Genomic DNA, 23,749 nt, shown 5'->3' with positions numbered 1-23,749 from the left:
ATCCTGAAAACGCGAGTCTTCGTTGTCTCGCACTATGGTCAAGGTTCTATTGCGAGGCGCCTGCTCAGGCGTCGTACTCGGTGCGCTCCGTGCGCCAGTACTCAGCCCCGTCCCGCGTGCGCTGGACCAGGCCGTGGTCAACCATCGCACGACGGACGCCCGCGGGGTCGTAGGAGAGCTCCCGCAGCCGGTCCGTCAGCTCACGCTCGGTCACCGGCTCCAGGAGCGTGGGCAGCGCCTGGGCCGCCAGGTACCGCGTCACCGCGACCTTGTCCCGCCAGCGCCGCGGCATGGTCTCCAGCCGCCCAGAGCGCAGGAACCGCCGCGGATCGCCGGCCGTCCCCGCGCCCGGTGTCGCCCCCCGCTCCGCCGGCTCCGCCGCCATCCGTCAGCTCAGCTCCGGACGACGGGGGCGGCGGCTCGACCGGACCACGGTCGACTTCGACAGGGTCCCGAGCAGGCTGGACGACGTCGTGGTCGAGCCCGTGCCCTCCGGGTTCTCGTCCGGCACGGCGCACGGATCCTCCTCGGTGCCCTCGCCGGCGGCGGTGCCCTCCTCCGTCGTCGTCGCCTCGGAGCTCGGCGCGGCCGACTCGCCCGCGCCGGTCTCGGTCTCCGGGCACTCCTCGGACGGGTCGGGCGACGGCTCCTCCGACGGGTCCGGGGTGGGTTCCTCGGTCGGGTCATCCGACGGGTCCGGGGAGGGCTCATCGGTCGGGTCGTCCGACGGGTCCGGGGTCGGCTCCTCGGTCGGGTCCGGCTTCGGCGTGGGCTTCGTCGTCGGGCTCGTCGGCCTGGGCGTCGGCTCGTCCGGAGACGGCTTCGGGGTCGCCTTGGGCGGCTTCTGCGACGGCGGGTTGTCACTCGGGTCGTCGGACGGCTTGGTGGACGGCTTGTCCTTGCCGTCGCCCGGCTTCGGGTCGAGCGACGGCTTGTAGCGCGGGCTCGCGGAGTCGGAGGGGGTCCAGGTGCCGACGTCGGACGCGTCGATGGCGCGGTTCGGGATGGAGCCCGCCGCGAAGAACTCGAAGTGCCACGGCTCCGGCTTGGCGCCGCCGAGCTGCGCCCAGGACGGGTTGTCCCAGCCGTAGTCGGGGCCGTGCAGGCGCAGCCAGACGTACTCGGGGGAGCCACCGCCGGCGATCGGGTTGCCCAGGTCCACGGCGAGGCCCCAGCCGTGGTTCGACGTGCCCGGGATCGCCGCGAGGTGCGGCTTGGTGTGCGCCACCGCGACCTGGAGCTCGTAGGACCGGTAGGAGTCCGTGATCGGGATCGGGTAGCCGAACTCCCGCTCGAACTCGGCGTTCAGCGCCGTGAACCGTTCGGCGGCGTCGCAGCGCAGCATGTGGCCGGGCGCGAACTCCAGCGGGCACAGCACGTCGGCGGGGATGCGCCCGTTGGCGTAGCCCAGGGTGGATCCGCCGAACATGGTCACGACGTCGAGCAGGCTCTCCCGGAGCGACACGCCGCCGGCACGCTCGCCGACCCCCTCGACCTCCACCAGCGCGTTGGGCACCGACGGGTCCAGCATGTTCGCCAGCCGGACCGCGGCGATGACCACCTGGTCGTAGGTGACATAACCAGCCTGCGGGTCGGCGGTGTCGGGCTCGACCACGGAGGTGCGGTCGTTCGACACCTGGACGGCGGGCGGGGTGTCCTCGTCGGACGGCGTCCGGGTGCCGTCCTGGCCGGGGTCGCCGCTCCTTTCGGCGTCCTGGTCGGCGGTGCCGTTCTTGCCGGCGCCGTCCTGGTCCGCGCCGCCGGCGCCGTCGTCGGCGCCGTCCTCGTCGGAACCCGACGGCGGGACGTCGGCGTCCTGCGACCCGCGGGCGACCGGGGCGTCCTCGACGCGGAGGCCCTCGTTGTTCTCGCCGAAGGCGAGCTGCTGCATCTGGTAGGTCGTGTAGAGCATGCCGAGCTCGGCCGCGGCCTGGGCGACCGTCGGGCTGAAGTCCGGGCCCTGGTCACGCGCCTCCTGCTCGGCGCGCTCGAGGACCGCGACGATCTGGCTGAGGGTGACGCCCTCGGGGGCGGTCTCGGTCTCGCCGACGGTCACGCTCTGGAGCAGCCCGTAGAGCCGGATCGGCAGATCGCTGCCGTCGCGGGCGTCCTGCGCACCAGGGACGCTCGCCGCTGCCGTGACCAGCACGCCCGCTGCGAGGACGGTCGCGACCGCGCCGGTCCACGCGGTGCGGAGGTACTTGCGCAGTGCCGCACGGGGTATGTGCGGAACGAGCGTCTTCGCTGGGTTCACGCGTCTCCCCCTCGGTCGGTGCACTGCCTCGTCGTGCGCGGTGCATGCCGTTCGGATCCTTACACAGCAGTATCACGATCTGGTGAACTCAGGTGGGGTAATTATCGGCGCGCAGGTGAACCACCCTCTCGGAGGGAAGACGCTCTACGCGGACGCCGATGACGACCCACGATCGACAAGAGTAACGATTCGGGCGTACAACGCAATGAAGTCTTCCTGGTACATCTCCGGATGCTTCACACTGACCCGGGTCCGTACGGGCGCGCTGGCGCCCGCAACCGAGCGGCCGGAAGTGTGGCCGTGAAAGGAAGTCCCCCATGACCGAGACTCCCAACGCACCCGCAGTCGAGGGCACCGTCCAGGACCCGCAGGCGAACGTCCTCGCGATCGTCGGCTTCATCCTCGCGTTCGTCGCGCCCCCGATCGGGATCATCCTCTCGGCGATCGCCGTGTCGAAGGCCGGCAAGACGGGTATCGACAGCAAGCTCGCGAAGTGGGGTCTGGCCCTCTCGATCATCTTCACCGTGCTGTACCTGGTCTTCGTGGGACTGGGCGTCGTCGCGGCGCTCTCCCTGCCGGCCGGCGCGTAGGTGACCTGAGGTCGCGCGCCTCGGGCGCCCACGTGCGCGCCCGGCGGCACCGTCCACAGCACAGAGGCTGTCGCTCCTGCGGGGGCGGCGGCCTCTGCCGCTTCTGAGGCCTGATATCGGTCTATCCAAGACCATTGGGATACTCCACAATATGGCCTGACATTTCCGACTACCTGCAACCAGGGGAGCACTTCCACCATGACCACGCCCGACACCACGACCCCCGAGGCCACGACCGAAGAGAGCGCGGCCGCGGCTGCCCCGGAGGTCGTGGAGACCGAGCCTGCCGAGCCGGCGGCGACGTCCGAGGCGAAGGCAGAGTCCGCGGCCCCGGCCGCCGCGCCGGCCACCGAGGCGCCCGTCGCCGAGGCCGTCGTCGCCGAGACCGCCCCCGTAGCCCCCGCCGTCGAGGCTCCGGTCGCCACCACGACCGAGGTCGCCGCCCCGGCTGCCGTGACCGCCGTCGCCGCGACCGCGACCGCCGTCGTCGAGGAGGAGGAGGACCCGCAGACCACGGTCTTCAGCCTCGTCACCTTCTTCCTCGCGGCCCTGCCGATCATCGGCGTGATCCTGAACGCCATCGCGGTCGTCCGTGCCGGCAAGGAGGGCTTCGACCTGTGGCTCGCCCGCTGGGGCCTCGCGCTCGCCATCGTCGAGACCGTCGGTGCCCTGATCCTCGTCGGCATCGGCTACTACTTCGGCCTGCTCACCGCCGGCGCCGTCTGAGCTGCTCGCGGCCCCTCCGAGGTCCGCTCCCACCGAGCCCTTCCCCGCACGGTCTCTCCCCAGACGCCGTGCCGGGCCGGCCGGCGGGGGCGGACCTCGTGCCGTTCGCCGCCGCGCCAGACCCCGTAACCCACCAGACCGGGTGAAATTTCGCTAACCTACACATGGTGGTCATTTGGGTGTCATCGGGCGCCTCGACCATGAACGGGCCCAGGTCGGTCTCGAGGAAGGTCTGTCCCATGTCGCAGCTCGTCGTCCACCCGGACCCCCGTGGGTCTCGCGTCCGTCACCTGGTCGCGTCGGTCACGACCCTGGCGCTCGTCGCGCTCCTCGTGACGGTGCAGCCCCAGGCCGCGAGCGCCTACCCGCCCGGCCTCCCGTCCAAGGCGGTGGCGCAGTCGGAGCTCGACGCGCTGCCGGTGCGCGCCGAGAGCGCGTCCGCACCCTACGACCGCGCCCTCTTCCCGCACTGGGTCACCGTGAACGGGTGCACCACCCGCGAGACCGTCCTGAAGCGGGACGGCGACGGCGTGGTGGTGGGCAGCGACTGCTACCCGACGTCGGGCAGCTGGTACAGCGAGTACGACGGCCAGACCCGGACCGCGCCGGCCGACATCTCGATCGACCACGTCGTGGCGCTGGCCGAGGCCTGGTACTCGGGCGCGAGCACGTGGACGACGGCCCGGCGGCAGGACTTCGCGAACGACCTCACCGGGCCGCAGCTCATCGCGGTCACGGCCGAGGTGAACAGCTCGAAGAGCGACAAGGACCCCGCCGAGTGGGTCCCGCCGCTCGCGAGCAAGCGCTGCGCCTACTCGAAGATGTGGATCCACACGAAGTCGCGGTGGGGCCTGAGCGTGGACGCTGCCGAGAAGGCCGCGCTCCAGCCGCTGCTGAGCTCCTGCTCATACTGACCGCGCCGTCCGTGCTGACCGCGTCCCTGCTGGCCGCGCCGCCTCTGCTGCCCGGAGCCCACGTCACCGCGTGACCTGGGCGCCCGGCAGGTGGGCGAGGGCTCGGCGCAGCACCTCCTCGGCGTCCAGCACGGCCTGGTAGGCGTCCCGGCAGGCGGCGTACCCGGCGCACGCGGCGTCGACGACGGCGAGGGCCGACCGGGACAGCGCGTCGACCTCGTCGGGTCGGGCGCTCCCGCTGACCGAGGAGAGCCCTCCGGCCAGGTGCCGGGCGACACGCAGCCGCGCGACGCCGGTGGTGTGGAGCGTCCGGCCGGACTCCAGGGCCGCCGCGTACCCGTCGAAGGTGTCGGCCACGGCGTCGAGGCCGTGTGTCCCGGCGACCACGGCGGGGCGGCCGCGCAGGGCGGTGCCCATGGTCCGCAGGCCCGTCGCGGCGTCCCGGACGGCCCGCGCGCGGCCGCGGACCTCCGCGGGGCTCCCGCCGGGCAGGTGGCCGGCGGCCACCTCCCAGTCGGACGCCGCGGCGCGCAGGTCGCCGACCAGGATCTCGACGTACTCCGGGACGTCGAGGTGCTCGAAGCCCTGGCGCCGCCGGCTCAGCTCGTCGATCCGGCTCTCGCACAGGTCGACGAGGTCGCTGAGGCTCACGCCGGCCCTTCGGCGGAGGACGGCGCCTGGTCGGTCGTACGCACCGGGCGGACCGGCAGGGGGCGTGGCCCCGGGGGCTCGTCTCGGGCAGGGGTCTCGGCCGGTTCCTCGGTACCGGCTCCCGCCTCGGGCCGCGGGGGCGCGGGCTCGAGCCGCGCCGGCGCGGGCGGCCCCATCACCGACAGCACACGCTGGACCTTGGCGATCTCGCGGAGCGCGGCGGCCGGGTCGGACTCCTGGCCCACCGTGCGCAGCACGTCCCCGACGGCGGCACGGGTCGCCGCCGGCCCATGCACCACCGCCTCGCCGAGCGCGATGACGTCGGCGAGCCCGGCCAGCCGCACCGTGATGGCGACGCGCCGCGTCGTGGGCCAGCCGACTCCCGCGGCGTTCAACCGCTGGACCGAGCGGGCGATGGTCTCCGGGCTCATCGGATGCCCTCCGCCGTGCCGACATCGACCCTGCGCTGCTCAGCCATCCAGCTCCCTCTCCGGCGTCCCCGCATGTCACAGGGATTTTCGGCAGCCTAGGCGGCGGGCGACCGGGGCAACATGGGGAGCGATCCCCATCGTGACGACCGGGGACTGTTGACTGATCACGCAATTGCCGTGAGTCTGGTCGGGCCGCGGCCCGCGGGCCGCGTTCGCACTGCTCCACTCTCCATCGACGGACGAAGTACGAGCACAGGGAGAACCGATGACAACGCTGTCAGAGACGCCCTCGCACCGCCCGCACCGACGCATCAGGAGACACCCCGGCGCACGTCCCGGGCGACGGGCCGGCGGGCTCGCCGCGGCATTCGCCGCCGTAGGCCTGCTGGCGGTGCCGTTCGCCGCCGCTCCCCCGGCCCAGGCCGACGCCGCGGCGGCGTCCGCGGCCACGGCCGTGCCCGCGGCGCAAGCCGCCCCGACGGCTCTGGCCGTGATCTGCGACATCTACTGCGACGCCAGGGACCCCGGGTCCGCGACCGGCGACCGGGTGCCCGTGACCGCCACCATCCACGGTCGGACCCTCCGGCTGCACGTCTCGGACCCCGACGTCATGGGCTGGGGCTCGGTCGAGGGCGGCCAGCCGGGCGACGAGGTCTGGCTGGACCGCTCGTTCGACGGCGGAAAGACCTGGGCGTCCGGCAGCCGGCTCGGCGCCACGACCGTCCCGGGCGGCTCCACGGGCTGGCGCACGCAGATGTACAACGTCGACGACTGGAACAACACCGGCGTCGGCGCGCTGCGCGTCTGCGGCAAGGCGGGCGACCGGGCCGAGATCGCCTGCACGGCCTGGGCCCGCAACGACCGCAACGCGTGGAGCCGGTCGACGCAGGCCGCCACCGCGTTGATGATGCTCTGGGACCGGAACACGGGCCTGTTCGAGACCAACGGCTGGTGGACGGGCGCCAACGCGCTGACCGCCGTCGTCGACAACGCCCGGATCAGTGGGATGAACAGCTACCGGTACGCGATCGCGCAGACCTACGACAAGAACGTGAACGCGCGCGACGGCCAGTTCCGCAACGAGTACCTGGACGACACCGGCTGGTGGGGCCTCGCCTGGGTCGCCGCGTACGACCTGACCGGCGACAGCCGGTACCTGAGCACCGCCCGCGCCGACGCCGACCACATGCGCGCCTACTGGACCGACAAGTGCGGCGGCGGCGTGCAGTGGAACACCGGCATCGCCTACAAGAACGCCATCACCAACGAGCTGTACGTCCAGCTCAACGCGGCGCTGCACAACCGCATCCCGGGCGACACCACCTACCGCCAGCGAGCGGTGGAGGGGTGGGAGTGGTTCCGGGACAGCGGGATGATCAACTCGGGCCACCTGGTCAACGACGGGCTGAACGACTCGTGCGCCAACAACGGCCAGCCCACCTGGACGTACAACCAGGGCGTGATCCTCGGCGCCCTGGCCGAGCTGCACCGGGCCACCGGTGACGCGGCGCTGCTGGAGACCGCCCGGGACCTGGCCGACGCCTCGACCACGTCCTCGTACCTCAACCCCGGCGGGATCCTCCGCGAGGTGAACGAGGGCGACGACTGCAACAGCGACGGCGCCTCGTTCAAGGGCGCCTACGTGCGCGGCCTGGGCAAGCTCAACGCCTACCTGGCCGACCGACCGTACGGCGCCTACCTCGACCGGCAGGCCGACGCGGCGTACGGGAACGACCGCGACGCGCTCGGCATGTACGGCCCGCACTGGGCCGGGCCGCTCGTGCGGCCCGCGACGGGACACGGCTGCCAGCAGGGCGCGCTGGACCTGCTGAACGCGGCGGAGGCCGGCTAGAGCGGACCGCGCGGCAAATCATCTTGCCGTTCCTGGGAGAATGGGGGGTTGTGAGTACCGAGCCTTCCTCCTCCCCCGTGTCCGACGGCGATCGCGGTCGCCCGGGCGGAGGGCGGAACCGTCGGCGCGGCTCGGGCAGGCGGTCGGACAACCAGGGCCGCCGCCCGCGCCGCTCCGGGCCGCAGCGCGTCACCACCGCACAGCTCGAGGCGGCGGCCGCCAAGCGCGCCGCCGTCGAGATGCCGCCCATCACCTACCCGGCGCAGCTGCCCGTCTCGGCCCGGCGCGAGGACATCGCCGCGGCGATCCGGGACAACCAGGTCGTGATCGTCGCCGGCGAGACCGGCTCGGGCAAGACGACGCAGATCCCCAAGATCGCGCTGGAGCTGGGGCGCGGCCGGACGGGCCAGATCGGCCACACCCAGCCCCGCCGCCTGGCCGCGCGCACCGTCGCGGAGCGCATCGCCGAGGAGCTCGGCACCCAGCTCGGCGGCGTGGTCGGCTACCAGGTCCGGTTCACCGACCAGTCCAGCGACGAGACGCTGGTCAAGGTCATGACCGACGGCATCCTGCTCGCCCAGATCCAGCGCGACCCGCAGCTGCTCGCCTACGACACGATCATCATCGACGAGGCGCACGAGCGGTCCCTCAACATCGACTTCCTGCTCGGCTACCTGTCGCGGCTGCTGCCCCAGCGGCCCGACCTCAAGCTGATCATCACGTCGGCCACCATCGACTCCGAGCGGTTCGCCGGCCACTTCTCCCCCGCGGCCCTGGCCGGGCGGGGCGGCGCGCCCGAGTACGTCACCGACGTGCTGCCGGACCTCGCCCCGATAGTCGAGGTCTCCGGCCGCACGTTCCCGGTCGAGATCCGGTACCGGCCGCTCTCGCCGGACGAGGGCGAGACGGGTACGGACGGCGACCGGCCGGCGTCGTCGGGCCGCGACCAGGGCGGCCCGAAGAAGAAGGGCAAGGCGCGCGGCGACGAGGAGAAGGACCTGGTCACCGGCATCATCGATGCCTGCGACGAGCTGATGCGGGAGGGCAGCGGCGACATCCTCGTCTTCCTCTCCGGCGAGCGTGAGATCCACGACGCCGCCGACGGCCTCGCCGGCCACCTCAAGGAACGCGCCCGCGACCCGAAGCACCCGCAGCACGTCGAGATCCTGCCGCTGTATGCGCGGCTGTCGAGCGCGGAGCAGCACCGCGTCTTCCAGCAGCACGCCTCGCGGCGCATCGTGCTGGCCACGAACGTCGCCGAGACGTCGCTGACCGTCCCGGGCATCCACTACGTCGTGGACCCCGGCACCGCGCGCATCAGCCGCTACTCCAAGCAGACCAAGGTGCAGCGGCTGCCGATCGAGCCGGTGTCGCAGGCCTCCGCCAACCAGCGCAGCGGCCGCTCCGGCCGGGTGGCCGACGGCATCGCGATCCGCCTCTACTCGCAGGAGGACTTCGACGGGCGGCCCGAGTTCACCGAGCCCGAGATCCTGCGCACCTCGCTGGCGTCGGTGCTGCTGCAGATGATCTCGGTCGGCGTGGTCAGCACGCCCGACGACGTCGCCCGGTTCCCCTTCGTCGAACCGCCGGACACGCGCGCGATCCGCGACGGCGTGCAGCTCCTCACCGAGCTGGGCGCGCTGGAGGAGGTCGACGGCGTCACGCGGCTCACCGAGGTGGGCCGCACGCTCGCGCAGCTCCCGATGGACCCGCGCCTGGCGCGCATGGTCATCGAGGGCTCGAAGCACGGCGTCGCCCGCGAGGTCGCCATCGTGGCGGCCGCGCTGTCGATCCAGGACCCCCGCGAGCGCCCCGCCGAGCAGCGCGCGCAGGCCGACCAGCTGCACGCCCGGTTCGCCGACCCCCGCTCCGACTTCCTCACCTACCTCAACCTCTGGGAGTACGTGCGGGAGCAGCAGCACCTGCTGTCCAGCTCCGCGTTCCGGCGCCAGTGCAAGGCCGAGTACCTCAACTTTCTGCGCATCCGCGAGTGGCAGGACGTCGTGGCACAGCTCCGCGAGATGGCCAAGCCCCTGGGCATAGAGATGTCGTTCCAGCCGAAGCACCGGCGTCCCGCCGGCGCCGAGCGTCCGGTACCTGTGCAGGACGACGCCGAGCCCGAGCCGACGTCGTACCGGCAGACCTGGGACGACGACACGATCCACCGGTCGCTGCTGGCCGGGCTCCTGTCGCAGCTCGGCATGCAGGACACCGGGGAGGTCAAGGCCTCCGCCGTCGCGCACCTGCGCGGGGCCCAGCGCGAGATCGCGCTGAAGCGCGCGAAGAAGCAGGCCCGCAACGAGTACATCGGCGCCCGTGGGGCGCGGTTCGCGATCTTCCCCGGGTCGCCGCTGTCCAAGAAGCCGCCCGTGTGGATCATGGCGGGCGAGCTCGTGGAGACCAGCCGCCTGTGGGCGCGCGACGTCGCCCGGGTCCAGCCGGAGTGGGCCGAGGAGCTCGCCGGGCCGCTGGCGAAGCGCACCTACTCCGACCCGCACTGGTCCAGCAAGCAGGGCGCCGCGATGTGCACGGAGAAGGTGCTGCTGTACGGGGTGCCCATCGTGTCCGACCGCCGCGTGCTCTGGGCGAAGGTCGACCCCGAGGCGGCGCGCGAGATGTTCGTGCGGCACGCGCTCGTGCAGGGCGAGTGGACCACGCACCACCGGTTCTTCCACGACAACCGTGCGCTCCTGGAGGAGGCGGGCGAGCTCGAGGCCCGCTCCCGGCAGCGCGGCCTCGTCGCGGACGAGGACGACCTCTTCGCCTTCTACGACGAGCGCGTCCCCGACTCGGTCGTGTCCGCGGCGCACTTCGACCGCTGGTGGTCGCAGGCGCGCAAGGAGACGCCGGACCTGCTCACCTTCACCATGGAGCAGCTCGTCGGCGACGCCTCCGTGGACACCGCCCAGTTCCCCGAGACGTGGCCGCAGGGCGAGCTCTCCCTGCCGCTCACCTACCAGTTCCAGCCCGGGTCCGACGCCGACGGCGTCACCGTGCACATCCCCGTGGCAGTGCTCGCCCGCGTCGTGCCGGACGGGTTCGACTGGATGGTGCCGGGGCTCCTCGAGGAGCTGACGGTCGCCACCATCAAGTCGCTGCCCAAGACCGTGCGGCGCGAGCTGGTTCCGGCGCCCGACGTGGCGCGCGACGTCGTCGCCTGGCTGCGCGCCGAGGCCCCGGCCTGGGAGGACATCGCGCGGGCCGGCGACATGGCCGAGCCGTACACCGCGGCGTTCACCCGGGCGGTGCGCGCGCTGCGCGACGTCGTGGTGCCGGCCGAGGTGTGGGACGACGAGCGGGTCTCGCGGCTGCCGCGGCACCTCCGGGTCACGTTCCGGGTCGTCGAGGAGCGCGGGCGGGGGCGGTCGGCGTCCGCCGTGGTGCTGGACGAGTCGAAGGACCTGGTGCTGCTGCAGCGGAAGTTGGCTGGGCGTGCTGAAGCGGCTGTGCGTTCGGCTGTGAAGGGTGCTGTGGGGCGTGCTCTGGCTGAGGCTCGGGCTGCTGCTGTTGCTGGCGGTGCTGGTGCTGCTTCGGTCGGGGCGGGCGCGGAAGGCGAAGACCCCCGCGCGGACGCGTTCACGGGCCCCAGGGGGCCCTCCACTTCGGGAAGGGATACGTCCGCGCGGGGGTCTTCGTCTTCCGCGCCCTCCGTAGGGGCGTCGCCTTCTGTGGTGGGTGGACGCGGTCCCCGCGGTGGGGTGGGTAACGGGGGTGTTGGTGTTGACGGGCTTGCTGGTGGGAGTGTTGTCGGGGAGCAGAGTGGGCTGACTACCTGGCCTGGTGGGCTGCCCGACGGCGGGGTGTTGCCTGGGTCCGTGGCTACCGATGTGGGGGCCGGGGTCGTGGTGCGGGGGTTCCCGGCGCTCGTCGAGGAGGTCGCGCCCAAGGTGAAGGGGCAGGCGCGCAGTGTTGGCGTGGCCTTGCGGATCCTGGCCGACGAGAACGCTCAGGCCAGTGCGCACGCGGCCGGCGTGCGACGGCTGCTGGTGTCGGAGGCTGCGCTCGGGACCGGGCGGATCACGTCGCGGTGGACCGGGACGCAGTCGCTGACGCTCGCGGCGTCGCCGTACCCGAGCACCGAGGCACTCGTGGCGGACCTGCAGCTGGCGGCCGTCGTCTCGCTGACGTCGGCAACGGACGAGGCGCGGTACGACACGCCGCCGGGCGGGATCGACGCGGCAACCGTGCGGTCGGCGGCGGCTTACGGGGACGCGCTCGCGTTCGTGCGGAAGCACCTGGAGGACGAGGTGCACCGCGTCGTCGGGCACGTCGTCGCCGCGCTGTCGGCGAGCCGGACGCTCGAGGCGGAGGTCCGCGCGTCGGGCAGCCTCGCGCTGCTCAACACGCTGCAGGACCTCCGCGAGCACCGCGCGAGCCTGATCCACGACGGGTTCGTGTCGGCGACGCCGCCGCGGCGGCTGCCGCACCTGGCGCGCTACCTGCGGGCGGACTCGCACCGGCTGACGAAGGCGACGGAGAACCCGGCGCGCGACTCGGACCTCGCCTGGCGGATCGGCGACGTGACCGCCGCCTACGAGAAGGCGCAGGCCACGTACGCGGCGGGCGCCCCCGACGCCGCACGCGCCGCCGAGCTCGCCGAGGTGCGCTGGATGCTGGAGGAGCTGCGCGTCTCGCTGTTCGCGCAGCAGCTCGGCACGGACGGCCCGGTCAGCGAGAAGCGGATCCGGAAAGTGCTGGCGCCCGGCGGCTGGTAAGGCCGGCGCGACGGCGGAGGGGCGGGGTGCGGCTGTCCGCACCCCGCCCCTCCGTCGTCCAGCACTCAGCGCCTGTAGGCCGCCCGGCCGTAGCCGCTCATCAGCGGGCGCTCGCCCTTCTTGACGAGCACCACCTGCACGGCAGTGTTGCGGTACTTGTACGACTCGGTGCCGGCGCCCGCGCCGTTCTTCGCCCAGCCGAGCCAGCCGGTGCCGGCCACGTGGACGCGGTAGTAGATGTCGTACTGCTTGGCCATCTCGCCGGTGAGCCGCATCCGGTACGCGGACGTGCGGTCGGTCCGGTGGTACGTCCCCGCGACCTTGGTGTCGCCCACCCAGGACCGCCAGCCGTCGCCCTCGACCTTCGCCGACACCTGGACACCGCCCGAGTACCTCTGGCCGTTGACGTCGACGCGCACGGCGTTCAGGCGCTGCGATGTGCTGGTGAGCCCGGCGGTCGAGCCGCCGTGGACGACGGACTTCCAGCCCGCCGGCCGCAGGTAGGGCTGGACGGTGACCTGGTTCTGGGTCGCCTTGTCGTAGAAGGGCGCGTTCCCGGTGCCGGACGCCGTCGGTGCCTTGCCCTTGGGCAGCACCCGGATCTGGACGTCCTCGATGCCGTAGCCAAGTCCGGTGGTACCCGCCGCCTCGCCGTTCTTGGCCCAGCCGAGCCATCCGAACTTCGGCACGTACGCGCGGTACCAGACGTCGTAGAACGGAGCGTGCGGTCCTCCGGGCGTGATCCGGAAGGCCTCGAGACGGCGCTGCTCCCCAACGCTGCCGACGTAGTAGATACCGTTCTTGGACTTCGGACCGACCCATCCCCGATCCTGGACGTAACCCTCCGTCTCGAACCAGAAGACCGCCGGCATCTCGCTCTCGGCACTGGTCGGCGGCACGAGACCTGTCGTGTACGACTCCGACGACGGGAAGGCGACCAGAGCCTGCGCCGACCTTCCCATGCCCGCCCGGCCAGTGCTCTGGCCGTCACTGGCGGTGCAGTAGCAGTAGCTGCTCGACAACGAGGAGCCGACGGGGCTGAGGTCGTAGTTGACGTGCATCGTGTCGCGTGGCTTGACCGTGAACGGTGTCGAGGTGACCGAACGCGGGCTCATGGTGGGCCCCTGTGCCGTGATGCGGACGGAGATGCTGTGTCCGATGTCGGCCGGTGAGCTCAGATACTGCTTGCTCGTCGCGTTCTTGATGGCTGCACCGTTCCGGAGCCACTGATACGTGTAGGACGCCGGTGCCGGGCTGAAGCCCTGGGCCACTGCCTCGTAGGAGCTGCTGTAGCCGGGATCGGAGCTGGTTCCCGACGACCAGGTCGCCCGGACCGTGGCAGACCCACCGGTGAACGGGCACGATGCGACGCAGACCCGCAGCGTTGTCGTCACGGTCGGAGCGCCGGCGAACTGCTCGTACTCGACACGGAGATCGCGATGGCCGGGGCCGATCTGGCTCCGCCGCAACACCACGTCCTTGACGCGTGTGTCGAACGTCGTCCGACCGAGCTCAGTGGCACCGTCGTACAGCACTGCCTGCCCCGCCACCGCCACGAGATCGTCCGTGAGGGTGAGGCGGACCGTCACCAGGTCGTCGGCCGGGTCGGTGTCCGTGAGCTTCCGAGCGGTGACGGCAGGCGGGACCGCGTTGGCGTTGTCCGGGCGCGCGACGACGACCTCCTGGTTGGTCGCTACGCCGACGAGACCCGTCTCGTCGACCTCGGCCACCTTGATCACCTGCTTTCCCGCGGCTGTCGGGACGAACGGGATGACGGCGTGCTGCGTCGCGGGCACGGTGGTCCAGACCGCAGGCTCCGCGGTGACCTCCGCGGTGTAGCCGTACGCGAAGGCGACGGTGTCCGGGGACCGGGGTGCGACGACCGCGAACGCACCAGGCACGCCCACGCCTCCCCGGGCGCGCCAGGAGGTGTAGACGGTCTCGGCACCGAGTACCGGGACGATCGACAGCTGGGCGAGGGGACCGTGGCGGAACAGGAACGTGCACTCGACTGCCGGGCCGTTCGTACCGTCGTCGGCCAGCACGCTGACCCGCAGCGTGTTGACGGCGTTGTCGGTGAGGACGTCCGCACCGAGTGACCCGTCCACGACCTTGTCGTAGGTCTCGTACGTGAGGGTGGCGACGACGTCGTCGAGTGCGTCGAGGGCGACCACCATCACACGGCTGACCCCCGCATAGGGCTCGACGTCGAGTTCGGCGGTGAACGGCAGCAGGTCGGAGCCCTGGCGGTCGCGGACGACGGTTACCGGGTCCGCCCCGCAAGCCTGTCCGCCCACCGTGACGCCGGAGAGCGCCAGCAGGTCCGCCGCCGATGCGATGGCGGGGACAGCAGGAACCAGTACCGAGGACGCGACAAGCGCACCACCGGCGAAGGCCGCTGCGGCACGTACCGCCGCCCGCCGGAGCCTCATGGGAAAGACAGGAACAGCAACAACCACCACGGCCTCCGGTCGTCGATCGAGCGGGCCAAGACTAGGCGTCGCCGGAAGCCCGACCGGACCGTTTCGAGGAAAATCACCCGTGCCCGTTCTCAGGGACACCCGACCCTCGATCAGGGGCGATCTCCGGGGCAGCCCGGATGCCGCCGTCCCCGCGGCGCACGTACCGTCGAGAACATGAGCACACAGACCATCTACCGTCCCCGTCAGGGCCGCATGATCGGCGGCGTCTGCGCCGGCATCGCCCGCCGATTCGACTGGAACCCCACCGTGGTACGGGTCGTCGCCGTCGCCTCGGTCCTCATCCCGGGCCCGCAGTTCCTCGCCTACCTCATCTGCTGGGCCGTCATCCCGAACGAGCGCCAGGCAGCCTGACGCCGGGCGGGGTCAGAGCGGCTGCGGGCCGGGCAGCACCACGGCGATCCCGGCGTCGGCCGCCGCGTCCCGCAGGCCGACGTAGTCGGAGCACGTGACGGCCACCTGGCTGTCGTCGGGCAGCACGAACCACTGCTTCCCGTCGCGCATCTGCACACCGACACCGCTGATCAGCGCCTTCACGGGCACCTCCACCTCCAGGACGTCACCCACCAGAGGGAACAGGTGGGCACGGCCGTCCGAGAAGGTCAGGGTCGCGTCCCCCTGCGGCACAGCGGTGGTCATCAGTACGGGAGAGAGGTCCGGGACCTCGACCCGGACCACGAAGCCGCCGCCCGCCCGTCCGACGGGCTGCCGCCCCGACCGGTGCCACAGCACCAGGGCCCCGCAGACCAGCGCGACGAGCGCGAGGCCGCCCGCGAACGTGAGCGCCTTGCCGGGCTCGGTCAGCGCGGCGAGCACCGCCACCAGGCCGAAGATCCCGAAGCCGAGTGCGGCACCGAAGATGACGACCGTCCGCGCCCCTTTCTCGTCCGCGCGCAGGGCGCGCGGGCTCACGGGCGGACGACGGCGCGCGTCCCGCGGCCTCGTCGACCCACCGAGACCGTCCTCCCGAGCCGGCGCGTCCGAACCCACCACCCCGTGGAGCTGCTGCCAGCCCATCCAGCGGTGCCGCTCCTCCGTCTCCGCCCGGGCAAGGGCCGAGGAGAGGGAGATCCGCCGGAAGAAGCGGACGAACGCCCCGACCACAGGAGGCAGCAGCGCGAGCAGCCAGGCGACGATCAGCACGACGTACTGCCCGGGGCCCGGCTCCCACCAGAGCTGTCCCCCGGCGATCGCGACACCGACCGTCGCCATGAAGGGGACCACCACCAGCAGGTACAGGCGGGCAACCTCTCTCCTGCGCACCCGGTCGGTGAACGCGCCGCCGACCATCAGCGCGGCGAACGGACGGTCCTCGATCCAGACGTGCGACCGCGCCCGGTACGGATGAGCCATCTCCGGGTCCGTGTCGACGTCACGCTCCTCGCCCGGGGCGAGCGGACGCGCGGGCAGGGCCAGCACCCGGGGGTCGTCGATCGCCCACGACCAGGCCTTGCGCAGCACCCAGGCCCGGTTCCACCGGCGCCGGTACACGGCCCAGCCGGTCCAGACGACGGCGAGCAGGATCGCGCCCGCGAGCGCCGCCCACGGGGCGGGAGCCGCCACCGACAGCCCCGGCAGCGCCGAGGCGGCGAGCTGCACGAGGGGCAGCAGGCCGACGAGCTGGAGGAGCACCAGGAGGCCGCCGGCGCACAGGCGGGCCAGCGACAGGTCCACCTGCTCCGCACGCCAGAGGTACCCGCACGCGACGTCGTACCAGTCCCCGAAGGTACCGGCGGGCGGGACGTCGTCCGGGTGCGGCGGGAGACTGCGATCCGGCCCCTCCGGCCGCAGCGGGACCACGCCCCAGTAGGTCGTCCGGTCCTTCGCACCCAGGGGGCCGGCCCACGCCGGCGTCCGTTGGACGTACCCCAACGCTGACCTCCCCGGTGGACCGCCACGACCGGGTGCCAGCGTACGCGTGACGCGTTCTGCCACCCTCAGGCCCGGCGGAACTTCACCCCGACGATTCCCAGGGCCGGTTCAGGGACGGTCCGGGGGATCACCGGATACCCGGCGGCCCGGGCCCCACGTACCGTCGAAGACATGACCACACAGACACTTTCCCGTCCGCGCCAGGGGCGCATGATCGCCGGTGTCTGCGCCGGCATCGCCCGCCGTTTCGGCTGGGACCCGACGCTCGTCCGGGTCCTCGCCGTCGCCTCGATCTTCATCCCGGGGCCCCAGTTCCTCGCGTACATCGCGTTCTGGATCCTCATGCCGAACGAGGACTGACCCCGCTCCCGTCTCCCCCGACACGCCAGGCCCGGGTTTTTCACCCGGGCCTCTGGCGTGTCGTCGCACGTTTCTGCAAGGCTTGCAGCAAGATCCGGAAACGGCCGTGCAACGCCGCATGCGCCTCAGCCGGGACGACGCCGCAAGGAGCCGCCATGACGCGTCATCCGAACGTGCCCCGCCGCCTGCTAGCCACCCTGACGACGTTCGCCACCGCGCTCACGCTGGGCCTGGTCGCGAGCGCCGCCACACCCGCCGCCGAGCCGGCCCGGGCAGCGACCCCGGAGCACGGCGACGGGGACGTCATCCTGAACATGTTCCAGTGGACCTGGGACTCCGTCGCCGCGGAGTGCAGGGACGTCGTCGGGCCCGCCGGGTTCGGCTACGTGCAGGTCTCCCCGCCGATGGAGCACATCCGCGGCTCGCAGTGGTGGACGTCGTACCAGCCCGTGAGCTACAAGATCGAGTCCAAGCTGGGCACCCGCGCCGAGTTCGCGAGCATGGTCGCCGCGTGCGACGCCGCCGGGGTCGGCGTGATCGCGGACGCCGTCGTGAACCACATGGCGGGCGCCGGCCAGTCCGGCACCGGTGTGGCGGGCACGCAGTTCTCGGACGACAACTTCGCCGGGACGTACAGCGCGGCCGACTTCAACGACTGCCGCAGCAACATCGCGGACTACTCCGACCGCTACCAGGTGCAGAACTGCCGCCTGGTCTCGCTCCAGGACCTGCGCACCGGCTCCGACTACGTGCGCGGCCGGCTGGCCGCGTACTTCGACGACCTGGTGTCCCTCGGCGTCGACGGGTTCCGGATCGACGCCGCGAAGCACATCCCGGCGTCCGACCTCGCGGCGATCAAGGCCCGGATGGGCAACCCGAACGTGTTCTGGGTGCACGAGGTGATCGGCGGCGCCGGCGAGCCGATCCAGCCGTCGGAGTACCTGGGCAGCGGCGACTCGCACGAGTTCAACTACGCGCGCCAGCTCAAGTCCGACTTCGACGGGCAGATCAAGAACCTGCGGTTCATCGGCGACGGCAAGCTGCCGTACGACCGCGCGGGCGTGTTCGTGGACAACCACGACACGGAGCGCAACGGCGAGTCGATGAACTACAAGTGGGGCGCCAAGTACGTCCTGGCAAACACGTTCCTGCTGTCGTGGCCGTACGGCTCGCCGTCGGTCTACTCGGGCTACGAGTTCTCGAACAACGACGCCGGGGCGCCCGGCGCCACCGACACCACGGTCCCCGACGCGACCTGTGGTTCCGGGCGGTGGACCTGCACGCAGCGCTGGACGGAGATCCGCGGCATGGTCGGCTTCCACAACGAGGTGTCCGGCACCGAGGTCACCAACTGGTGGGACGACGGCGGCAACCTCGTCTCCTACGGCCGCGGCACCAAGGGCTACGTGGTGCTGAACAACACCGCGTCGGCCGTGCAGCGCTCGTTCCAGACCTCGCTCCCCGCCGGCACGTACTGCGACGTCGTCGCCGCATCGAACTGCTCGGTGAAGCGCACCGTGGACGGCAACGGCTGGTTCACCGCCTCGGTCCCGGCGTACGGCGCCCTGGCGATCCACGTGGGCGCGCGCGGCTGACCCGCACCCACACAACGACGATCGCTGAGTGCTGGGTATTCGCCCTTTTTGCTGTGCCAGAAGGACGAATGCCCAGCACTCAGCAATCGGGGCTCAGCGGAAGAACTTGCGGGCGCTGCCCAGGTCGAGGAACACCGTCTCGCCGGTCGCGTCCTGCACGCCGTCGTTGTCGGTGATCGCGTACACGCGGCCGTCCCCGCCGATCGTGAGGCCCTCGAGCTTCTCCTGCGTCCAGCCGTTGGTGGCCCGGAGCGCGGGCAGGACGTCGATCGCGAGCTTCTTGCGCAGCACCGGCACCGTCCCCGGCCGTGGGTCACGCTTCGGCAGGTCCACCGTGTACACGGCCTTGAGCTTCGCCGCGGGCCCGTTGAGCTTGTCGCGCTCGATCACGGCGAGGGTGTCGCGGTCCACGACGGTGATCTCGGACAGGCCCACCCAGTCGCCGTCGGCGGACGGATCGGACAGCTCGTAGCCGAACCAGGTCCACTCCCCCGTCCCGACGTCGTAGCGACCGATGCGGGCGTAGCCGCCCACACCGTCGTCGGTGGTCAGGCCCCGCTGGAGCGCGACGAACAGGTGCTCGCCGTCGCGGTCCACGGTGCCGGTCACGCCCTCGATGCCCCACTTGCCGAGGCCGGCGGCGACGTCGGCAGGCAGGCTGACGCGCTCCTGTACGCGGCCCGACGCCGAGACGCGCACCAGCGCGTTCTCCGGACCGGTCGCGCCCTCGACGCCGAGCCAGAACCCGCCCGACTTACCGCGGACCGACGGTCGTGCCCAGATGCCCTCGGCGTCCAGGCCCACCGGCTCGCCGTTCTCCGTGACGACGATCTCGCGGTCGATCGCGGCGGGGCCGTTCTTCGAACCGCGCGAGCCCGCGGTCGAGACGGAGAGGATCGACGTCGGCGACTTCGCGGCGTCGGTCACGGTCCACAGGCGGTCGCGCTCGGCCGGGTCGGCCGAGAGCGCGCCGAGGGCGGTCCAGCCGATCGGCTTCTTCGTGCCCGCCGCTGTCCTGGCGTCGGCCGAGACGATCGTCGGGAAGCCCGCGGCTGAGGAGTGAGCTTGCGAGCCCCGCAAAGCCGCGGCATCGAGCAGAGCCGGACCGGCCGCCCGGGCGTATCGCTGACCCTTGCCGAACAGCGAGACCGAGGCCCGGACGCCGTCCTCGGCCGCGTCCTCCTCGGAGGAGACGACGAGCAGGTTCCGCGACGGGACCGGCAGGATCCCCTCCGGGCCGTTCGTCGTGGCCAGCACCTGCACGAACCGCGGCTTCGCCGGGCGCGACACGTCGTACACGGCCACGAAGTTGGACCGCTCCGAGCCGACGAACGCGTAGCGGACGCCGTCGAGCGTCGCGACCGCAAGGCCCTCCATCTCCACGCCCTTCTTGCCGGCGCGGTCCTCGTTGTGCAGGCCGACGCGGACGGCGAGCTCCTCCACCGAGGACCCCGCGTCCCAGACGACGTCGCCGGTCGCGGCCTCGAAGACCGTCCAGCCGCGCGTGCCGCCCTTCCAGTCGCCCTCGTTCGCGGTGGCGACGTGCTCGTCGTCGATCCAGCCGATCGCGTCGGGCTCGCGCGGGGCCGCCTCGACGGAACCGGTCTGGTCGATCGCCCCGTCGTCCTCGGCGTCCACGCCCTCCAGCGCGACGGACCCCGCGGAGAACACGTTCTCCAGCTCGCCGGACTCGACGTCCAGCACGGCGACGCCGTTGTTCTCCTGCAGCGTCACCGCGACCCTGGTGTCGGACGGGTTGATCGAGACGTACTCGGGCTCCGGGTCCTGCGGGGTGTCCAGGCCCGCGGCCGCGAGCGCCGCCTCGTCGAGCGCGACCGGCCGGACCTGCCAGGCCGCGGGGTCGGTGCCCGGCAGGTCGACGAACTGCAGGAACCCGGCGGGAGCCTGCGGGAGGTCGCCCTCCTCGCCCTCGCCCGTGTCGGGCGGCGCGTCCTCGTCGCGCTGGTTCTCCATCGCGATGACGGCGTGGGCGCCGTCGTGCGTGACGGCGATCGAGTCGGGCTGGCCGCCCAGGTCGATCGAGCGCACCAGGGTGCGCGTCGCGAGGTCGACGACGTCGAGGCGGCCGGACGGCGCGGTGAACGACGTCGAGCTGTCGACGACGACGAGCACGTGGTCGCCGACGATCGCGACGGAGGTCGGCTCGTCGTGCTCCGAGCCGAGCTCGGCGAGCGACAGGGTGCCCAGCCCCCGCGGCTTCGCGGGGTCGCTGATGTCGACGAAGCCGATGCGGCGCGCGGCGGCGTCGGTGTGGACGAGGGTCCGGCCGTCCTCGCTGACCGCGGAGATCTCGGCGACCGTCGCGTCGGCCGGGTCCGTGCCCGCGGGGACGTTCTCGAAGACGGGGTAGGTGGCGAGGCGGTGGAACGTCTCGCGTGCGCTGGTCCCGCCGAACGATCCGGTCGATCCGGTCGGGACATGCTGGCCGGCGGCGAAGGCCGGGAACGTGCTCAGACCGAGCGCGAGAACCGCGCCGGAAGCGATGAAGGCCGCATGGCGGCGGTGAGGAGACACGCTCGGCACCGTCGCGCGATCTGGTGTCGGTGGGAGGACCGCGGGCTGGCCCCGGGGTGTCCCGCAGGTGAACTTCCGGTCGCCCGGGCCGGGTGGTACCCGACCCGCGCGGATAGGCTCGATGGCGTGACCGTCCTTGCCGAGCTACGTGCGCTGCTGCGCCTTCCCGGGTTCCGCAAGCTGTTCGCGGTGCGCCTCGTGTCCCAGGCCGGCGACGGCATGTTCCAGGTGGGGCTCGCGAACCTTCTGTTCTTCAGCCCGGAGTCGCAGGGGTCCGCCTCCGCGATCGCGGGCGCGTTCGCGGTGATGCTGGCGCCGTTCACGATCGTGGGCCCGTTCGCCGGGGTGTTCCTGGACCGGTGGCAGCGGCGTCAGGTCCTGGTGTTCGGCAACGCGGTGCGTGTGCTGATCACCGGAACGATGGCGGTGCTCATGCTCACCCAGGGCGTCACGCCGGCGATCTACGTGCTGGGCCTCGCCGCCCTGAGCGTCAACCGGTTCCTGCTCGCCGGCCTCTCTGCTGGCCTGCCGCGCGTGGTCCAGGGCGACCTGCTGCTCACGGCCAACGCCCTCACCCCGACACTCGGCGCGGGGGCGGCCTTCCTCGGAGGCGGCCTGAGCTTCGTGCTGAGCCTCGCGATGCCGTCCGGCCGGGTGCACGACGCCACCGCGCTGGCCTGCGCGTGCGTCGTCATGGGGTGCGCCTCGCTGCTGGGGCTGCGCATGTCGCGCACGCTGCTGGGTCCGGAGGAACCCGCCGCCGGCTCGATCCGCAACGAGCTGGCGCTGGTCGTCCGCGGTCTGGTGGACGGCGCCCGCTACCTCGCCGCACGCCGCACCCCCGGCCAGGCGCTGCTCGTCATGGCGCTGCACCGCTTCCTGTACGGGGTGGTGTTCATCGCGTCGATCCTGATGTCCCGCAACCTGCTGGCCGACCCCGACGACCCGACCGCCGGTCTCGCGACCTTCGCGACCGTGATCGCCGCGACCGGCATCGGTGGCGGGCTCGCGATCCTGCTCACCGCCGTGCTGGCCCGGCGCATGGCCCCGCAGTCCTGGATCGCCGTGATGCTCCTGGTCGCGGGCGTCTCGCAGCTCATCCTGGTGCCCGAACCGGGCTTCGCCACGGTGGTCACGGCCGCCGGGCTGCTGGGCCTCGCGGCGCAGGGCGCCAAGATCGCGGTCGACACGATCGTGCAGCGCGACTCCGAGGACGCCTATCGCGGCCGCGCGTTCGCCTTCTACGACGTGCTGTACAACGCCGCGTTCGTGGGAGCGGCGGCCCTCGCGGCCTTCCTGGTGCCGGACGCCGGCTGGTCGCCCGGCCTCTTCGTCGCCCTCTCCGTGGGGTACGTCGCGGCGGCGCTCCTGTTCGGGATGCGTGGCACTCGCACGGCGGCGCTGGTGCGGCAACCGGTAAGCGGGTGAATTTATGGATGAGGTCCGGTCTTTTGGGGCGAACATGCCTGTTTTGCCGGTCGAACGGTGCAAGGATTGAGACTAGTTACCTACAGGGACTGGAGGTTCTAGTTCATGTCCGACGCACCCGCCGTCACACCGACGCCAACCTGGGGAGAGGTTTTCCCCTGGTTTCGTGAGGTCATGGCCGAAGACGACGCCTGGTACGTCGGCAAGGTCGACAACAAGACCGATGTCGGCGTCACCCGCCTGGCCGACGCCGCGGTGACGCGGCTCAAGCCGCTCCCCGTCGGCCGGCTCTACCCCGCAGTGCGGCGGGTCGAGCGGCTCGACGACCTGACCTGGCCCAAGCACCGGCTGCTCAACGCACTGCACCGCGGCGGCTGCTTCACCGGGGACGACCTGTCGTACATGGTGATCGCCGAGATGCTCTCGTGGGAGTCGGTCGGCCCGATCATCGTCAAGCAGATCCTCGAGGTCGTGGCGCTGGAAGAGATTCGAGCCAGCTCCGCGAAGTAGTACACGTTCTATGTCTTGACGGTGGCCGGATCAGGGGTAACGGCCACCGCCAGGCGCCGGGCCGCGACGACGGCGCACGGTACGGCGGCCAGTGTCAGCACCCCCTGCAGGATCTGCACCCCGGCATAGCCGACGCCGAGCATCTCGAAGGAGCCGGCAGCGGCCAGGAGGCCGAGCACGGCGACCACCGCCGCCAGCAGCGCACCGATGCGCCGCGTCGTCGGCGCCGCCCAGCCGCACAGCACGGCGGCCGCGACGACGAGCAGGCCGATCGCGGTGCTCAGGAGCAGGGATCCGATCATCCCCGGCGGCAGACCGCCGAAGGACAGCATCGACACGACCGGGAGCAGCACGCTCGTCCACAGGGTGTGGATGACCGCCCCCACCAGGACGACGACCACGCCGGCGCGGCGAGCCGACCGCGGGTCGGGGACGAGCAGGGCGAGCAGCGCCCCCGTTCCGACGACGAGCAGCACGAAGATCTCCGCCAGGGTGCCCAGGAGCAGGTCGGGGCGGGCGCCGAGCACGAGCTGCACGACCGCCGTGCCGACCTGGAGCAGCAGGTGCACGCCGACCACGACCACGGCGCCGATCAGGAGCCGCCGGGCGCGGAGCGCCGCCGATCCCAGCGCCAGCAGGACCGTTCCGGCCGTCGCCGCGTTCTCCACGACGAAGACCGCGTTGTTCAGGGTGAACCCGAGGTCGAGCTCGGTGCCGGGGATCACCAGGCGCAGCGGCACGGCCGTCCACGCCCCTGCGGCGAGGGCGAGGATGCTGAGCGCGGCGGGCCGGCGGCCGGCGTCGGGCAACTGGTTCATGGGGACACCATCGCAGAG

Annotated in this window: 18 protein-coding genes; 10 read left to right on the top strand and 8 right to left on the bottom strand. The window is 72.1% G+C overall.

The window, feature by feature from the left end; genetic code table 11:
- Window positions 1-64 precede the first annotated feature (64 nt).
- Together ACFV9Q_RS13615 and ACFV9Q_RS13610 are read right to left on the bottom strand one after the other, a co-directional pair.
- On the bottom strand, window positions 65-385 hold the full coding sequence (locus ACFV9Q_RS13615; RefSeq protein ID WP_377234843.1) for a DUF2087 domain-containing protein: 321 nt from the start codon (window positions 383-385) through the stop codon (window positions 65-67).
- A gap of 3 nt (window positions 386-388) precedes the next feature.
- Window positions 389-2,254, bottom strand: a complete 1,866-nt coding sequence (locus tag ACFV9Q_RS13610) for a D-alanyl-D-alanine carboxypeptidase family protein (RefSeq protein WP_377234842.1) — start codon at window positions 2,252-2,254, stop codon at window positions 389-391.
- Window positions 2,255-2,571: 317 nt separating this feature from the next.
- Between ACFV9Q_RS13610 and ACFV9Q_RS13605 the strand changes: the two genes are divergently transcribed.
- From ACFV9Q_RS13605 to ACFV9Q_RS13595, 3 genes are all read left to right on the top strand, one after another.
- Complete coding sequence (locus ACFV9Q_RS13605; protein WP_377230298.1) at window positions 2,572-2,844, top strand: hypothetical protein; 273 nt, start codon at window positions 2,572-2,574, stop codon at window positions 2,842-2,844.
- 198 nt (window positions 2,845-3,042) lie between these two features.
- Window positions 3,043-3,570 (top strand): hypothetical protein, encoded by a 528-nt coding sequence (locus ACFV9Q_RS13600; RefSeq protein WP_377234841.1) that lies wholly within the window; start codon window positions 3,043-3,045, stop codon window positions 3,568-3,570.
- A 239-nt stretch (window positions 3,571-3,809) separates the two neighbouring features.
- Window positions 3,810-4,484: an HNH endonuclease family protein gene (locus ACFV9Q_RS13595; RefSeq protein WP_377234840.1), complete on the top strand. Its 675-nt coding sequence runs from the start codon at window positions 3,810-3,812 to the stop codon at window positions 4,482-4,484.
- Window positions 4,485-4,547: 63 nt separating this feature from the next.
- Here the strand turns inward: ACFV9Q_RS13595 and ACFV9Q_RS13590 are convergent, their stop codons facing one another.
- A complete protein-coding gene (locus ACFV9Q_RS13590; RefSeq protein ID WP_377234839.1) occupies window positions 4,548-5,135 on the bottom strand; it encodes a hypothetical protein in 588 nt (195 codons plus the stop codon).
- Window positions 5,132-5,566, bottom strand: coding sequence for a hypothetical protein (locus tag ACFV9Q_RS13585; RefSeq protein WP_377234838.1), 435 nt, complete (start codon window positions 5,564-5,566; stop codon window positions 5,132-5,134). The genes ACFV9Q_RS13590 and ACFV9Q_RS13585 overlap by 4 nt, the downstream gene beginning before the upstream one ends.
- Window positions 5,567-5,831: 265 nt before the next feature.
- On the opposite strand from ACFV9Q_RS13585, the gene ACFV9Q_RS13580 reads away from it, so the two are divergent.
- Both ACFV9Q_RS13580 and hrpA read left to right on the top strand, forming a co-directional pair.
- Window positions 5,832-7,418: a glycoside hydrolase family 76 protein gene (locus ACFV9Q_RS13580; RefSeq protein ID WP_377234837.1), complete on the top strand. Its 1,587-nt coding sequence runs from the start codon at window positions 5,832-5,834 to the stop codon at window positions 7,416-7,418.
- A 50-nt stretch (window positions 7,419-7,468) separates the two neighbouring features.
- Window positions 7,469-12,133: an ATP-dependent RNA helicase HrpA gene (hrpA, locus tag ACFV9Q_RS13575; RefSeq protein ID WP_377234836.1), complete on the top strand. Its 4,665-nt coding sequence runs from the start codon at window positions 7,469-7,471 to the stop codon at window positions 12,131-12,133.
- A 65-nt stretch (window positions 12,134-12,198) separates the two neighbouring features.
- On the opposite strand, the gene ACFV9Q_RS13570 is transcribed toward hrpA, so the two are convergent.
- Window positions 12,199-14,565 carry a hypothetical protein gene (locus ACFV9Q_RS13570; RefSeq protein ID WP_377234835.1) on the bottom strand — a complete coding sequence of 789 codons (2,367 nt, stop codon included), beginning with the start codon at window positions 14,563-14,565 and terminating at the stop codon, window positions 12,199-12,201.
- Window positions 14,566-14,769: 204 nt separating this feature from the next.
- On the opposite strand from ACFV9Q_RS13570, the gene ACFV9Q_RS13565 reads away from it, so the two are divergent.
- Entirely contained in the window at window positions 14,770-14,967 is a 198-nt protein-coding gene (locus tag ACFV9Q_RS13565) for a PspC domain-containing protein (RefSeq protein ID WP_377227327.1), read from the top strand.
- 12 nt (window positions 14,968-14,979) lie between these two features.
- On the opposite strand, the gene ACFV9Q_RS13560 is transcribed toward ACFV9Q_RS13565, so the two are convergent.
- On the bottom strand, window positions 14,980-16,485 hold the full coding sequence (locus tag ACFV9Q_RS13560) for a hypothetical protein (RefSeq protein WP_377234834.1): 1,506 nt from the start codon (window positions 16,483-16,485) through the stop codon (window positions 14,980-14,982).
- Between the two features lie 171 nt (window positions 16,486-16,656).
- Between ACFV9Q_RS13560 and ACFV9Q_RS13555 the strand changes: the two genes are divergently transcribed.
- Together ACFV9Q_RS13555 and ACFV9Q_RS13550 are read left to right on the top strand one after the other, a co-directional pair.
- On the top strand, window positions 16,657-16,845 hold the full coding sequence (locus ACFV9Q_RS13555; RefSeq protein ID WP_285100509.1) for a PspC domain-containing protein: 189 nt from the start codon (window positions 16,657-16,659) through the stop codon (window positions 16,843-16,845).
- A gap of 155 nt (window positions 16,846-17,000) precedes the next feature.
- On the top strand, window positions 17,001-18,440 hold the full coding sequence (locus ACFV9Q_RS13550) for an alpha-amylase family protein (RefSeq protein ID WP_377234833.1): 1,440 nt from the start codon (window positions 17,001-17,003) through the stop codon (window positions 18,438-18,440).
- Between the two features lie 93 nt (window positions 18,441-18,533).
- Here the strand turns inward: ACFV9Q_RS13550 and ACFV9Q_RS13545 are convergent, their stop codons facing one another.
- Window positions 18,534-20,975: an esterase-like activity of phytase family protein gene (locus ACFV9Q_RS13545; protein ID WP_377234832.1), complete on the bottom strand. Its 2,442-nt coding sequence runs from the start codon at window positions 20,973-20,975 to the stop codon at window positions 18,534-18,536.
- Window positions 20,976-21,101: 126 nt separating this feature from the next.
- Here ACFV9Q_RS13545 and ACFV9Q_RS13540 point away from each other — a divergent pair, with 126 nt between their 5' ends.
- Window positions 21,102-22,403 (top strand): MFS transporter, encoded by a 1,302-nt coding sequence (locus ACFV9Q_RS13540; protein ID WP_377234831.1) that lies wholly within the window; start codon window positions 21,102-21,104, stop codon window positions 22,401-22,403.
- Between the two features lie 174 nt (window positions 22,404-22,577).
- Window positions 22,578-22,913 carry a hypothetical protein gene (locus tag ACFV9Q_RS13535; protein WP_377227332.1) on the top strand — a complete coding sequence of 112 codons (336 nt, stop codon included), beginning with the start codon at window positions 22,578-22,580 and terminating at the stop codon, window positions 22,911-22,913.
- 8 nt (window positions 22,914-22,921) lie between these two features.
- On the opposite strand, the gene ACFV9Q_RS13530 is transcribed toward ACFV9Q_RS13535, so the two are convergent.
- Window positions 22,922-23,731, bottom strand: coding sequence for a hypothetical protein (locus ACFV9Q_RS13530; RefSeq protein ID WP_377234830.1), 810 nt, complete (start codon window positions 23,729-23,731; stop codon window positions 22,922-22,924).
- Between the last annotated feature and the right edge of the window lie 18 nt (window positions 23,732-23,749).

The sequence above is a fragment of the Promicromonospora sp. NPDC059942 genome, assembly GCF_042731755.1.
GTDB lineage: Bacteria > Actinomycetota > Actinomycetes > Actinomycetales > Cellulomonadaceae > Promicromonospora.
Note: the sequence above shows the minus strand (reverse complement) of the source record. Positions and strands in the feature narration are given on the sequence as shown.

Excerpts from the sequence above, each read along its gene's own strand:
- ACFV9Q_RS13615 (WP_377234843.1), bottom strand. The coding sequence starts at position 385 with ATGGCGGCGGAGCCGGCGGAGCGGGGGGCGACACCGGGCGCGGGGACG.
- ACFV9Q_RS13605 (WP_377230298.1), top strand. The coding sequence starts at position 2,572 with ATGACCGAGACTCCCAACGCACCCGCAGTCGAGGGCACCGTCCAGGAC.
- ACFV9Q_RS13600 (WP_377234841.1), top strand. The coding sequence starts at position 3,043 with ATGACCACGCCCGACACCACGACCCCCGAGGCCACGACCGAAGAGAGC.
- ACFV9Q_RS13595 (WP_377234840.1), top strand. The coding sequence starts at position 3,810 with ATGTCGCAGCTCGTCGTCCACCCGGACCCCCGTGGGTCTCGCGTCCGT.
- ACFV9Q_RS13585 (WP_377234838.1), bottom strand. The coding sequence starts at position 5,566 with ATGAGCCCGGAGACCATCGCCCGCTCGGTCCAGCGGTTGAACGCCGCG.
- ACFV9Q_RS13580 (WP_377234837.1), top strand. The coding sequence starts at position 5,832 with ATGACAACGCTGTCAGAGACGCCCTCGCACCGCCCGCACCGACGCATC.
- ACFV9Q_RS13570 (WP_377234835.1), bottom strand. The coding sequence starts at position 14,565 with ATGAGGCTCCGGCGGGCGGCGGTACGTGCCGCAGCGGCCTTCGCCGGT.
- ACFV9Q_RS13565 (WP_377227327.1), top strand. The coding sequence starts at position 14,770 with ATGAGCACACAGACCATCTACCGTCCCCGTCAGGGCCGCATGATCGGC.
- ACFV9Q_RS13555 (WP_285100509.1), top strand. The coding sequence starts at position 16,657 with ATGACCACACAGACACTTTCCCGTCCGCGCCAGGGGCGCATGATCGCC.
- ACFV9Q_RS13550 (WP_377234833.1), top strand. The coding sequence starts at position 17,001 with ATGACGCGTCATCCGAACGTGCCCCGCCGCCTGCTAGCCACCCTGACG.
- ACFV9Q_RS13535 (WP_377227332.1), top strand. The coding sequence starts at position 22,578 with ATGGCCGAAGACGACGCCTGGTACGTCGGCAAGGTCGACAACAAGACC.
- ACFV9Q_RS13530 (WP_377234830.1), bottom strand. The coding sequence starts at position 23,731 with ATGAACCAGTTGCCCGACGCCGGCCGCCGGCCCGCCGCGCTCAGCATC.